Consider the following 11,759-nt stretch of genomic DNA (forward strand, 5'->3'; position numbering starts at 1 on the left):
ACATCATTCTTTTCTGCTTCGCGTCTTCGCGTCTTCGCGTGAGGTAAAATTTCAATCCCGCACTCCGCTTCTGCACCGCCACCGCAACTGGACCCCGGCCTTCGCCGGGGTGGGGCCCTATTGTGGGAAGGGGGGGCACTGACATGGCCGGGTTCGACTATGTCGCCATCGACACCAAGGGCATGGAGAAGCGCGGCTTCATCCCCGCCGAGACCAGCGACGCCGCCCGTGCGGCGCTGGAGAAGCAGCGGCTTTATGTCGTCTCGGTCAAGCCGGGCAGCGGCGACACCGCGGAGCGCCGCCCGCTCTTCGGGCTGAAACTCGGCCGCGCGCGCATGTCGGTCAAGCAGCTGACCCTGTTCACCCGCCAACTCGCCACGCTCAACCGCGTCTCGCCGCTGGAGGAGAGTCTGCGCACCATCACCCGCCAGACCGAGCAGGAGCGGGTGCGCGCCATCGTCGCGACGGTGCATCAGGGCGTGACCGAGGGCCGTCGCCTGGCCGACGCCATGGCGCGCGAACCGAAGAGCTTTCCCCCGCTCTACCGCGCGATGGTCGCGGCGGGGGAGAGTTCGGGGACATTGCCGACCATCCTCGAACGCCTTGCCGCACTTCTGGAGCGGCAGGCGGAGATACGCGGCAAGCTGATCACCGCGCTCGCCTATCCGACGATCCTGGCGGTCGTCGCGCTGGGCGTCGTCACCGCATTGATGATGTTCGTCGTGCCGCAGGTGGTCGAGCAGTTCGATACGGTCGGGCAGGAACTCCCCTTCCTGACGCGGATGGTGATCGGGGTATCGGATCTGCTGGTCGGCTGGTGGTGGCTGATGGCGGGTGTGGCGGTCGTCGCAGGAGTCGGCTTCTGGCGCGCGTTGAAGGTGCCGTCGATCCGGCTGTCCTTCGACACGTGGCTGCTCAAGCTGCCCTTGCTCGGGCGATTGTTGCGCGACCTGCATGCCGCGCGGATGGCGCGGACGCTGGGGACGATGGTGGCTAGCCGGTTGCCGCTGCTCGAAGGGCTGACGCTGACGGCGGGCACGATCCACAACCGACGGTTGCGGGTCGCCTCCGACGCGATCGTCGATGCGATCCGGGGCGGCGGCAGCCTGTCGGCGGCGATGCGGCGGGCGGAGGTGTTCCCGCCTTTGCTCACCTATCTGGCGGCCAGCGGCGAGGCGGCGGGGCGGCTCGACGAGATGCTGGAGCGCGCCGCCGACTATCTGGAGCGCGAGTTCGACCGCTTCACCGCCACCGCGCTCTCGCTGCTGGAGCCTGCGATCATCGTCGTGATGGGCGGCGTGGTCGCGACGATCGTGCTATCCATCCTGCTGCCGATCCTCCAGCTCAATACGCTGGCCGGTCAATAAGAGGACATGTTGATGCGTACCCAAAATCGCCGTCCGATCCGCCGGAAGCGCCCGGCAAACGGCTTCACGCTGGTCGAACTGATGGTCGTCATCGTCATCATCGGATTGCTGGCGACGATCGTCGCGCTGAACGTCCTGCCCTCGGGCGACACCGCGCGGGTGCAGAAGGCCAAGGCCGATATTGCGCAGATCGAGGGCGGGCTGGAGATGTTCAAGCTCCAGAACCTGACCTTCCCGACGACGTCGCAGGGGCTTCAGGCGCTGGTGTCGATGCCCGCAGGGCTCGCCGATCCGTCGCGTTACCAGAAGGGCGGCTATCTCAAGAAGCTGCCCGACGATCCCTGGGGCCGTCCCTATCTTTATGCCTCGCCCGGCCAGCATGGCGAGGCGGATGTCTGGACCTATGGCGGCGACGGCAAGGAAGGCGGCGAGGGGATCAACGCCGATATCGGCAACTGGGATAAGTGAGCGCGCGGCCCCGCCTGGAGGCCGGGAACGGCGGCGGGCGGGGCTCGTGTGGGGCGCGTTCACCCCGTGCGCTTCGACTTCGCTCAGCGCGAACGGATGTGAGGGGAGGCGCGACCCACACCTTCCCTCCGTTCAGCCTGAGCGAAGTCGAAGGCCATGTTCCTCCATTCCCGCGCAGGGCGAGCGGCTTCACCCTGGTCGAGCTGATGGTCGTCATCACCGTGATCGGCCTGGCCTCCGCCATCGCGGTCTGGTCGCTGCCCGACCGGCGGGGCCGCGTGGCCGACGAAGCGCTGCGCTTCGCCGCCCGCGTCCGCGCCGCGCATGACGTGGCGGTGGTGGAGGCGTCGCCGGTCAGCATCTGGGTGACGCGCGGTGGCTATGGATTCGACCGGCGGGCGGACGGGGCGTGGAGTCCGATGACCGCGAAACCCTTGCGCGTCGCCCAATGGGAGGACGGCACCCAGGCGATGATCCCCGATGCCAGCGGGCGGGTGCGGATCACTTTCGACGTGACCGGGCTCGCCGACCGCCCGGTCGAACTCCGCCTGACCCGCCAGCGCGCCAGCAGCATCGTGCGGATCGGCGCGGACGGTACGGTGCGGGTCGATGGTTGAGGGCACCAGAATTCCTCCCCTGCAAGGGGAGGTGGCACGGCGGAGCCGTGACGGAGGGGGCGTGCCTCATAGGGCGACCCTTGCGGGGATCCCCCTCCACCATCCTTCGGATGGTCCCCCTCCCCGTGCCGGGGAGGATGGCTTCACCCTGATCGAGATCATGGTGGCGCTGGCGGTGTTCAGCCTGGCGGCGATGGCCTTGGTCCGACTGGAGAGCGCGACGATCCGGGGAGCGGCGATCCTGGACGAAACCGTGGTGGCGCAGATGGTCGCGCGCAATGTCGCCATCGCCGCCGTCACCGATCCGCAGGCTCCCGCGCTGGGGCGTATGTCCGGCACCGAGATAAATGGCGGGCGAAGCTGGAAATGGACCCGGATCGTCAGCGGCACGGGTGACGTGCGCGTCGTGCGGATCGACGTGGCCGTGGCGAATGCGGGGGGCAGCATCGCGGGCCGGATGACGATGGTCCGCCCGCCCATGCCCGCGCCGCCGGTCGGGGTGTCGGCGTCGTGAGATTGCGCGCGCCTACCTTTCCGTTCCCCGGCGACGGCCGGGGTCCAGTTGCTGCCCGGCTAAAGGCGCGGGGCGGCGTTGGCCCCGATTTTCCGGGTTCGCCGCAACTGGGCCCCGGCCTCCACCGGGGAACAGGGCAGAACGGCTTCACCCTGGTCGAGGTCATGGTGGCGCTGCTCATCTTTTCGATGCTGGCCGCCGCCGCCGTGGCGATCCTGTCGCTGAGCGTCCGGGCGCAGGCGGTGACGGGGCAGAAGCTGGACGCGATGGCGGCGGTCAGCCGGACGACCGCGATCCTCTCCGCCGATCTGGCGCAGGCGGTCGACCGTCCGACCCGTGACGAAGGCGGCGTGCAGACCCCCGCCATGGTCGCAGGAGCCGACGCGATGCGCTTCGTCCGGGCGGGCTGGAGCAATCTCGACGGGGCACAGCGGCCGTCGTTGCAGAAGCTCGCCTATCGGCTCAACGGCGATGTGCTGGAGCGGGTGGCATGGCCGCTGCTCGACGGGGCGGCCCCGATGGAGCCCGCCGCGCTGATGGACCATGTCCGCGAACTGCACCTGCGCTATCGCTTCAACGGCGCGTGGCTCGACCAGTGGCAGGGGGAGCCGGGCGTCGCGCTGCCCCAGGCGGCCGAAGTCACGATCGTGCGCGATGACGGCATGATCTTCCGCCAGTTGTTTCTGGTCGGCACCGGCTATGTCGCCGTGCCGCAAATCGGTCCGACGCCGACCCCTACGCCCACGCCGGCCCCCGGTGGCTAGGCCCCGGTCCCGTCCCGGCGAGCGGGGCGCCGCGCTGCTCACCGTGCTGATCCTCGTCGCGGTGATCGCGGTGCTGGCGGCGACGGCGCTGGAAAAGCTGCGCCTGTCGACCCGGCTGGGCGGCAATGCGGTGGCGATCGAGCAGGCACGCGGTTTCGCCTATGCGGCGGAGGCACTGGCGATCATCCGTATCGGCGACCTGCTGGAGCGGTCGCAGGGCAAGGTCTCGCTGCTCGGCGGGTGGAGCGATCGGCCCTTTGCACTGCCGCTGGGCGATATGGCGGGGGGCGGGACGGCGGTGGCGCGCGTCACCGATGGCGGCAATTGCTTCAACCTCAACGGCTTGGCCCAGCCGATACTCGGCCAGCCCGGCGTCTATGCCGCGAACGGCTTGGAAATCGCTCATTTCGCCAAGCTGATGCGGCTGATCGGCATTCCGGGTCAGGTGGCGGAGCAGGTGGCGACGGGCACCGCCGACTGGATCGACAGCGATCCCAATCCGCAAGGCGGCGGTGCGGAGGACGCGCTCTATCTCGCCCGCGATCCGCCCTATCGGACCGGCGGCACGATGATGGCGGATGTCAGCGAGATGCGGATGGTGAACGGCGTCACGCCGGACATCTATGCGACCCTGCGCCCCTGGATCTGCACGCTGCCCGAAGCGAAGCCGACCAGTATCAACATCAACACCCTGGCCCCCGAACAGGCGCCCCTGGTCGCGATGGCGCAGGTCGATACGATTTCGCCCTCGGCCATCGCCCAGGCCCTTTTGCGCCGCCCGCCACAAGGCTATGCCGACGCCGGTGCCTTTTGGGCGCAGATTCCGGGGGCGAGCGGGGCGGGGGGCGTGGCGACGACCAGTCGCTGGTTCAACCTGCGCATCGCGGCGACCTTGGGCAGCGTGCGGGTGGACGAGCGTGCGCTGGTCGATGCGTCGCGTCAGCCGCCGCGACTGGTGGCGCGGATTTGGGGGGAAGAGTGATGAGTGCGACCAACCTCCTGTTCCTGCCGCCGGGCGAGGGCGGCGATTATCGCTGGATGCGGATCGAGGATGCGCGCGTCGCGGCGGCGGGCGAGGGGTTGCCGCAAGGCGATGGCGACGTCATCGCGGTCGCGCCCGCCGATGCGGTGTCGCTGCACTGGGCCGAAATCCCCGCCCGCTCGACCGCGCAGGCCGCCGCCGCCGCGCGCCTGCTCGCCGCCGAGGTGAGTGCCGCGCCGATGGACGAACTCCATGTCGCGGTCGGTGCGGAGGAAGCGGGCGCACGCGCGATCGGGATCGTCAATCGCGGCGCGATGGCGGGATGGCTCAGCCTGTTGGCGGGCAAGGGGATCGATCCGGTCGCGGTCGTCCCCGCCCCGCTGCTGCTGCCGCGCCCGGACGCAGGCTATGTGCGCGGCGATCTGGCCGGGCAGGGCGTGGTGCGCGGGCGCAGTTCGGGTTTTGCCGACGAACCCGGCCTGACCGAGATCGTGACCGGCGAGGAACCGCTCGCCGATCTGGATGCCGACGGCATCGAAACCGCACTCGGCGCGGCGGTGGGGGCTCCGGCGCTCGATCTGCGGCAGGGGCTGTTCGCGCGGCGGCGCGGCTTCGCGATCGACTGGCGGCTGGTGCGGCGGCTCGGCTGGCTGGGTGTGGCGATCGTCGCGGTGACGCTGGCGATCGATCTGGTGCGCTGGACCAGATACAGCTTAGCCGCCGACGTGACGGAGGCGAAGATCGAGCAGGTCGCGCGCACCGCCCTGCCGCGTGGCGAGACCCTGATTGACGCGGACCGGCAATTGACCGAGCGACTGGCGGCGATACGCGGGCCGGGTCAGGGATTCAGCCGGACGGCGGCGGCGGTGTTTTCGGCGGTGCGCAGCGTGCCGGGCTCCGAACTGACCGCGATGGATTTCCAGCCGAACGGCGACATCCGCCTGGGCGTGGCGGTGGATCGCGAGGCGCTCGCCACCGATCTGAAGCGGGCGATCGAAACCCAGGGCTTCACCGTCCAGCCCAGCACCTTCGTCGCGGCGAATGGCCGGATCACCGGAGAATTCATGGTGCGCGCACGATGAAGGCGCTGAAACTCTGGTTCGACGGGCGCTCGACGCGGGAGAAGCGGCTGCTGCTGGTCATGGGCGCGCTGCTGATCGTGACGATCGTCTGGGGCGGCATCCTGCGGCCCATGGGTGACGGCCTGTCGAGCGCGCGGGAACGCCATGCCGATGCGGTGATCAGGCTGGGCGAGGCGCAGGCCATCGCCGACGAACTGCGTACCCGGCGGCGGCGTCCGCCCGCGCTGGCGGGGACGCTGGCCGATACGGTGCGACTGTCGGCGGAGCAGGCGGGCTTTACCCTGTCCGCGCTGACCGAGGACGGCCCCGGCCGGGTGCGTGCGCAGATCGCCTCGGCGCGGGCGGGGGCGCTGACCCCCTGGCTCGCCCGGCTGGAACGGGGCGGGGTGCTGGTCGAGCAGGCGACGCTGACCGACAATGGCGACCGGACGGTGGGCGTGGCGCTGATCCTGCGGACGCGGGTGTCGTGATGCGGTTGCGGATGACCACGCGGCCCTCGGTGCTGTTCGCAGCCATGCTGGTCGTGGCGCTCATCGTCTTTCTGCCGATGCGTCTGGTTCTGGGGCTGACGGGCCTTGCGGACGAAGGGCTGAGCGCGCGGCGGGTCGGTGGCACGATCTGGGGCGGCAGCATGATCGAGGCGCGGTTCGGCGCGGTGGCGCTGGGTGATCTGCGTGTGTCGCTGTCGCCGCTGGCCCTGCTGGTCGGCCGGGCCAGGCTGGCGTTCGAGGGGGCTGGCGCGGATGGCCGCCCGATCGCGGGCGCGGCGACGATCGGTCGCCATGCGATGGGGATCGACGGCGTCACCGCCAGCCTGCCCGCCGCCGCGCTGTTCGCCCCCCTGCCGGTCACCACCCTGGCGCTGGAGGATGTGACGGTCCGCTTCCGCGACGGCGTGTGCGAGGAAGCGGGCGGGCGCGTCCGTGCGAGCGTGACGGGCGATGCGGGCGGCCTGCCGCTGCCGCCGACGATGATGGGCAATGCGCGGTGCGAGGCGGGGGCGCTGCTGCTGCCGATGACGGGGCAGGGGGGCACCGAGTCGGTCAATCTGCGCATCCGGCCCGATGGTCGCTACACCGCCGACCTGGTCCTGACGCCCGGCGATCCGGCGGCGGCGGCGAAGCTGGAGCAACTGGGCTTCGTGGCGGGGTCGGGTGGCGGATACCGACTTTCGGCGGAAGGGCGCTTTTGACCGCTTGACGAAGGGGCTGCAACCCGTTTAGGGGCGCAAGCCTTCGCGGCGACCGTAGTTCAATTGGTTAGAGCGCCGGCTTGTGATGCCGGAAGTTGCGGGTTCAAGTCCCGTCGGTCGCCCCATTCTTTTCCGGCCATTTGCTGGCCACGGCACCGGCCCCCTTCAGAGCCGTGTCCTCCCAGAATCCTCACCGATCGGGTGGCCGGGTCGGAAGACTCGGTCCGGTTCCGCATTTGTCGGACCGAAGGACGAGCATGACCAACTGGGGCTTTCCCGATTTCGACGCGCATGAAGGCGTGCACCTGTTCACCGATCCCGCATCGGGATTGCAGGCGGTGATCGCCGTGCACTCGACGCATCTCGGCCCGGCGGCGGGGGGCGCGCGCTTCTGGAATTACGGCACTCCCGCGCTCGCCATCACCGACGCGCTGCGCCTGTCGCGCGGCATGAGCTACAAGAACGCGATGGCGGGTCTGGCGCTGGGCGGCGGCAAGGGCGTGGTGCTCGCGGCCAAGCAGGGTGACACGATCACCACGGCGCAGTTGGAAGCCTTTGGTCGTGCGGTCGAATCGCTGGGCGGCCGCTATGTCACCGCCGAGGACGTGGGCATGTCCGAGGAGCGAATGAAGATCATCGCGACCCAGACCCGCTATGTCTCCGGCCTGCCGGTGGCGAGCGGCGCGGCGGGCGGCGATCCCGGCCCGTACACCGCGCACGGCGTCTATCTGGGCGTCAAGGCGGCGGCGAAGCGTGGGCTGGGCGCGACCGACATGAAGGGCGTGCGCGTCGCGATCCAGGGCGTCGGCTCGGTCGGCGGCGGGCTTGCCAAGCTGCTGGCCAAGGACGGCGCGGTGCTGACCATCGCCGACGTCAATCAGGCGCGAGCCGAACAGATGGCGGCGGAACTGGGCGCGAGCGTCGCCTCCGCGGATGAGATCCTGTTCGCGGATGTCGACCTAGTCAGCCCCAATGCGCTGGGCGCGGTGCTGAACGCCGATTCGATCCAGCGGCTGAAGGCCAAGGTCGTCGCGGGCGGCGCGAACAACCAGCTTGCCACCCGTGAAGACGGTGCGCGCGTGGCGGAGGCGGGCATCCTCTATGCGCCCGACTACGTCATCAACGCGGGCGGCATCATCAATGTCGGCCTGGAATATCTGGGCCAGGGCGACGAGGCCGAGGTCATGGCGCGCATCGCCAAGATCCCCGAGCGTCTGGAGCAGGTGTGGCAGCGTTCGGAGGAGACGGGCCATCCGGCCTCGGACGTCGCGGACGAAATCGCGCAAGACCTGATCGGGCGCTGACTGAGTCTCACGCCCCTCCCGTAAACGGGAGGGGATGGGGGAGGGCCGGGAGTCTCACCGAGACCATCGCCTGTGGCCTTGCCCTCCCCAAACCCCTCCCGCCTGCGGGAGGGGCTTAAGAAAGAAGATGAGCGGCACTGCCACTCACACCCATCGAAATTCCCGCATCGAAACCCGGTTGACGAACCGGCCCCTCACGCCCATTTGCCAATCGGATCAAATTCATCCGATTGGGAGAATATGCGCCTTTCCAGCCTGGCCGATTATGCGGTCGTCATGATGACCGCCGCCGCGCGCGAAGGTGCGGGCGGGCGGAGCAATGCGACCTTGCTGGCCGGGCAGACGGGCGTGCCCTTGCCCACCGCGCAGAAGCTGGTCAGCCGTCTGGCGAGCGCGGGCCTGATCGAGAGCACGCGCGGCACCGGCGGTGGAATCCGTCTGGCGCGCGAGGCGGACACGATCAGCCTGGCCGACATTGTCGAGGCGGTGGACGGCCCGATCGCGCTGACCGCCTGTGTCGAGGGGGCCGCGCATGAATGCGGCCTTGAAATGCAATGCCGCGTTCGTCCGCATTGGCATGTCGTCAATCAGGCGGTACGCGCCGCTTTTTCCGGGGTGACGCTCGCGACGCTCGCCGCCGATCCTGTTGAATCGCAAGTGATGGACGCCGGTTTGCGTCCGGGGGTATTCGCCTGATGGCCACGAAGAATGCAGAGGCGCTCGCCGCCGCCAACAAGAAGTACGAGTGGGGCTTCGCCACCGAGATCGAGCAGGACTTCGCGCCCAAGGGGTTGAGCGAGGATACGGTCCGCTATATCTCGGCCAAGAAGGGCGAGCCGGAATGGATGCTCGACTGGCGGCTGAAGGCGTTTCGCCTGTGGCAGACGCTGGAGACGCCCGACTGGGCCAAGCTGAACATCCCGCCGATCGACTATCAGGACGCGTATTATTACGCGGAGCCCAAGCAGAAGAAGACGATTGCGTCGCTGGACGAGCTCGATCCCGAAATCCGGCGGACCTATGAGAAGCTGGGCATCCCGATCGCCGAGCAGGAAGTGCTGGCGGGCGTCGAAGGCGCGCGCAAGGTCGCGGTGGACGCGGTGTTCGACAGCGTCTCGGTCGCGACCACCTTCCGCAAGGAGCTGGAAGCGGCGGGCGTGATCTTCCGTTCGATCTCGGAGGCGATCAAGGAATATCCCGATCTGGTCCGCAAGTGGCTGGGCAAGGTCGTGCCGCAGCGCGACAATTATTTCGCGACGCTCAACTCGGCGGTCTTCTCGGACGGCACCTTCGTCTATATCCCCGAGGGTGTTCGCTGCCCGATGGAGCTGTCGACCTATTTCCGCATCAATGCGGAGAATACCGGCCAGTTCGAACGCACGCTGATCGTCGCGGACAAGGGGGCGTACGTCTCCTATCTCGAAGGTTGCACCGCGCCGATGCGCGACGAGAACCAGCTTCACGCGGCGGTGGTCGAACTGGTCGCGCTGGACGATGCCGAGATCAAATACTCGACCGTCCAGAACTGGTATCCGGGCGACGAGAATGGCGTCGGCGGCATCTACAACTTCGTCACCAAACGCGCGCTGTGCCAGGGTAAGAACAGCAAGGTGTCGTGGACGCAGGTCGAAACCGGTTCGGCGGTGACGTGGAAATACCCTAGCTGCGTGCTGGCGGGCGACGGCTCGGTCGGCGAGTTCTACTCGGTCGCGGTGACGAACAATCGCCAGCAGGCCGATACCGGCACCAAGATGATCCATCTGGGCAAGAATACCCGCTCGACCATCGTGTCGAAGGGGATTTCGGCGGGGCGTTCGGACAACACCTATCGCGGGCTCGTCCGCGTGGCGGCGACCGCCGAGAATGTCCGCAACTTCACCCAGTGCGACAGCCTGCTGCTGGGCGACCAGTGTGGTGCACACACCGTGCCGTACATTGAGGTTAAGAACCCCAGCGCGCAGATCGAGCATGAGGCGACGACCAGCAAGATCAGCGAGGACCAGCTCTTCTACGCGATGAGCCGGGGGCTGGATCAGGAAGCGGCGGTCGCGCTGATCGTCAACGGCTTTGCGCGCGAGGTATTGCAGCAACTCCCGATGGAGTTCGCGGTCGAGGCGCAGAAACTGCTGGGGATTTCGCTGGAGGGTTCGGTCGGGTGATGCTGACGCCGCGCGACGATGCTCGACGCCTCAACACCCCTCCCCTTCAGGGGAGGGGCCGGGGGTGGGGCGTGTCCGCGACGGACCTCGATCGTTTGTCGGGCCACGCTCGCACCATGCGTCGCGAGCCGACCGAGCCGGAAAAGCGGCTCTGGGCGCATCTGTCGCGGTCGCAATTGGGCGGTTTCAAGTTCCGACGGCAGAGCGTAATGGGCGGCTTTATCGTCGACTTCTCCTGCCCAGCCACGGGCCTGATCGTGGAAGTCGATGGCGAGACACATGCCGATGCACAGCGGGACAACCGACGTGACGCAGCGCTGGCGGAACTGGGTTTTAGGGTCGTTCACATCAGCAATGCCGATGTGATGCACAATATCGAGGGTGTATTGGCGCACCTGCTCGGCACGCTGCAAGCGATGCCCGTGCGGCGGACGCCCCACCCCAACCCCTCCCCTGAAGGGGAGGGGCCAGAAGGGCTATGACTATGCTGAAAATTGAAAACCTCCACGCCGAGATTGACGGCAAGCCAATCCTCAAGGGCCTGTCGCTTGAGGTGAATGCGGGCGAAGTCCATGCGATCATGGGGCCCAATGGTGCAGGCAAGTCGACGCTCGGCTATGTGCTGGGCGGGCGTCCGGGGTACGAAGTCACCGAAGGTTCGGTGACGTTCGACGGCGTCGATCTGCTCGAGCTGGAGCCGAACGAGCGCGCCGCCGCCGGGCTGTTCCTGGGCTTCCAGTACCCGGTCGAGATTCCCGGCGTGTCCAACGTCCAGTTCCTGCGCGAGAGCCTGAATGCGCAGCGCGGGCAGCGCGACGAAAAGCCGCTGTCGGGCGGTGAGTTCCTGAAGCTGGCGCGCGCGCAGGCCGATGGGCTGGGGCTGAACCAGGACATGCTCAAGCGTCCGGTCAATGTCGGCTTCTCGGGTGGCGAGAAGAAGCGCAACGAGATGGTTCAGATGGGCATCCTGAACCCCAAGTTCGCGATCCTGGACGAGACGGACTCCGGCCTCGACATCGACGCGCTGCGCATCGTTGGCGACGGCATCAACCGGATCATGCGCGCGCCCGACAAGGCGGTGCTGCTGATCACCCATTATCAGCGGCTGCTCGACTATGTGCAGCCCGACCGGGTCCATGTGCTGGCCGATGGCCGCATCGTGCGTTCGGGCGGTCCCGAACTCGCGCTTGAACTGGAACGTGAAGGCTATGCCGGGGTGGAGGCATGAGCGTGACCGCACCATTCCTCCCTGCGCAAAGCGCGGGGAGGGGGGCCGCTCGCGAAGCGAGGGGTGGAGGGGCCGGAGGGGC

At 68.2% G+C, this 11,759-nt stretch carries 14 protein-coding genes and 1 tRNA gene; all 15 read left to right on the top strand.

The window, feature by feature from the left end:
* Positions 1 to 143: 143 nt before the first annotated feature.
* The 15 genes from gspF to sufC all read left to right on the top strand — a co-directional run bounded on the left by gspF (position 144) and on the right by sufC (position 11,677).
* A complete protein-coding gene (gene gspF / locus SM191_RS16790; protein WP_341507185.1) occupies positions 144 to 1,367 on the top strand; it encodes a type II secretion system inner membrane protein GspF in 1,224 nt (407 codons plus the stop codon).
* A gap of 12 nt (positions 1,368 to 1,379) precedes the next feature.
* The gene (gene gspG / locus SM191_RS16795; RefSeq protein ID WP_341507186.1) at positions 1,380 to 1,835 is read left to right on the top strand and encodes a type II secretion system major pseudopilin GspG; all 456 of its coding nucleotides are present in this window, start codon (positions 1,380 to 1,382) and stop codon (positions 1,833 to 1,835) included.
* 98 nt (positions 1,836 to 1,933) lie between these two features.
* Complete coding sequence (locus tag SM191_RS16800) at positions 1,934 to 2,452, top strand: GspH/FimT family pseudopilin (protein WP_341507187.1); 519 nt, start codon at positions 1,934 to 1,936, stop codon at positions 2,450 to 2,452.
* A gap of 61 nt (positions 2,453 to 2,513) precedes the next feature.
* On the top strand, positions 2,514 to 2,966 hold the full coding sequence (gene gspI, locus SM191_RS16805; RefSeq protein ID WP_445949878.1) for a type II secretion system minor pseudopilin GspI: 453 nt from the start codon (positions 2,514 to 2,516) through the stop codon (positions 2,964 to 2,966).
* 2 nt (positions 2,967 to 2,968) lie between these two features.
* Positions 2,969 to 3,730, top strand: a complete 762-nt coding sequence (gene gspJ, locus SM191_RS16810; RefSeq protein ID WP_341507188.1) for a type II secretion system minor pseudopilin GspJ — start codon at positions 2,969 to 2,971, stop codon at positions 3,728 to 3,730.
* Positions 3,723 to 4,712 (top strand): type II secretion system minor pseudopilin GspK, encoded by a 990-nt coding sequence (gspK, locus tag SM191_RS16815; protein ID WP_341507189.1) that lies wholly within the window; start codon positions 3,723 to 3,725, stop codon positions 4,710 to 4,712. The genes gspJ and gspK overlap by 8 nt, the downstream gene beginning before the upstream one ends.
* Positions 4,712 to 5,794, top strand: a complete 1,083-nt coding sequence (gspL, locus tag SM191_RS16820) for a type II secretion system protein GspL (RefSeq protein ID WP_341507190.1) — start codon at positions 4,712 to 4,714, stop codon at positions 5,792 to 5,794. Before gspK ends, gspL begins: the two co-directional genes overlap by 1 nt.
* On the top strand, positions 5,791 to 6,264 hold the full coding sequence (gene gspM, locus SM191_RS16825) for a type II secretion system protein GspM (RefSeq protein WP_341507191.1): 474 nt from the start codon (positions 5,791 to 5,793) through the stop codon (positions 6,262 to 6,264). The genes gspL and gspM overlap by 4 nt, the downstream gene beginning before the upstream one ends.
* 11 nt (positions 6,265 to 6,275) lie before the next feature.
* Positions 6,276 to 6,986, top strand: a complete 711-nt coding sequence (locus SM191_RS16830) for a type II secretion system protein N (RefSeq protein WP_341507192.1) — start codon at positions 6,276 to 6,278, stop codon at positions 6,984 to 6,986.
* 48 nt (positions 6,987 to 7,034) lie between these two features.
* Positions 7,035 to 7,111 (top strand) — tRNA-His (locus SM191_RS16835).
* A gap of 132 nt (positions 7,112 to 7,243) precedes the next feature.
* On the top strand, positions 7,244 to 8,290 hold the full coding sequence (locus SM191_RS16840) for a Glu/Leu/Phe/Val dehydrogenase family protein (RefSeq protein WP_306998877.1): 1,047 nt from the start codon (positions 7,244 to 7,246) through the stop codon (positions 8,288 to 8,290).
* A gap of 240 nt (positions 8,291 to 8,530) precedes the next feature.
* Positions 8,531 to 8,986 carry an SUF system Fe-S cluster assembly regulator gene (locus SM191_RS16845; RefSeq protein ID WP_306998879.1) on the top strand — a complete coding sequence of 152 codons (456 nt, stop codon included), beginning with the start codon at positions 8,531 to 8,533 and terminating at the stop codon, positions 8,984 to 8,986.
* Positions 8,986 to 10,449 carry a Fe-S cluster assembly protein SufB gene (sufB, locus tag SM191_RS16850; RefSeq protein WP_007404490.1) on the top strand — a complete coding sequence of 488 codons (1,464 nt, stop codon included), beginning with the start codon at positions 8,986 to 8,988 and terminating at the stop codon, positions 10,447 to 10,449. The genes SM191_RS16845 and sufB overlap by 1 nt, the downstream gene beginning before the upstream one ends.
* Before the next feature lie 71 nt (positions 10,450 to 10,520).
* Positions 10,521 to 10,931: an endonuclease domain-containing protein gene (locus SM191_RS16855; RefSeq protein WP_341507193.1), complete on the top strand. Its 411-nt coding sequence runs from the start codon at positions 10,521 to 10,523 to the stop codon at positions 10,929 to 10,931.
* A 2-nt stretch (positions 10,932 to 10,933) separates the two neighbouring features.
* Positions 10,934 to 11,677: a Fe-S cluster assembly ATPase SufC gene (sufC, locus tag SM191_RS16860; RefSeq protein WP_341507194.1), complete on the top strand. Its 744-nt coding sequence runs from the start codon at positions 10,934 to 10,936 to the stop codon at positions 11,675 to 11,677.
* Positions 11,678 to 11,759: the final 82 nt, after the last annotated feature.

It is taken from the genome of Sphingomonas sp. 2378, from assembly GCF_038084995.1.
Lineage (GTDB): Bacteria > Pseudomonadota > Alphaproteobacteria > Sphingomonadales > Sphingomonadaceae > Sphingomonas.

Excerpts from the sequence above, each read along its gene's own strand:
- SM191_RS16840 (WP_306998877.1), top strand. The coding sequence starts at position 7,244 with ATGACCAACTGGGGCTTTCCCGATTTCGACGCGCATGAAGGCGTGCAC.
- SM191_RS16830 (WP_341507192.1), top strand. The coding sequence starts at position 6,276 with ATGACCACGCGGCCCTCGGTGCTGTTCGCAGCCATGCTGGTCGTGGCG.
- gspL (WP_341507190.1), top strand. The coding sequence starts at position 4,712 with ATGAGTGCGACCAACCTCCTGTTCCTGCCGCCGGGCGAGGGCGGCGAT.
- gspM (WP_341507191.1), top strand. The coding sequence starts at position 5,791 with ATGAAGGCGCTGAAACTCTGGTTCGACGGGCGCTCGACGCGGGAGAAG.
- gspF (WP_341507185.1), top strand. The coding sequence starts at position 144 with ATGGCCGGGTTCGACTATGTCGCCATCGACACCAAGGGCATGGAGAAG.
- sufC (WP_341507194.1), top strand. The coding sequence starts at position 10,934 with ATGCTGAAAATTGAAAACCTCCACGCCGAGATTGACGGCAAGCCAATC.
- gspG (WP_341507186.1), top strand. The coding sequence starts at position 1,380 with ATGCGTACCCAAAATCGCCGTCCGATCCGCCGGAAGCGCCCGGCAAAC.
- SM191_RS16845 (WP_306998879.1), top strand. The coding sequence starts at position 8,531 with ATGCGCCTTTCCAGCCTGGCCGATTATGCGGTCGTCATGATGACCGCC.
- sufB (WP_007404490.1), top strand. The coding sequence starts at position 8,986 with ATGGCCACGAAGAATGCAGAGGCGCTCGCCGCCGCCAACAAGAAGTAC.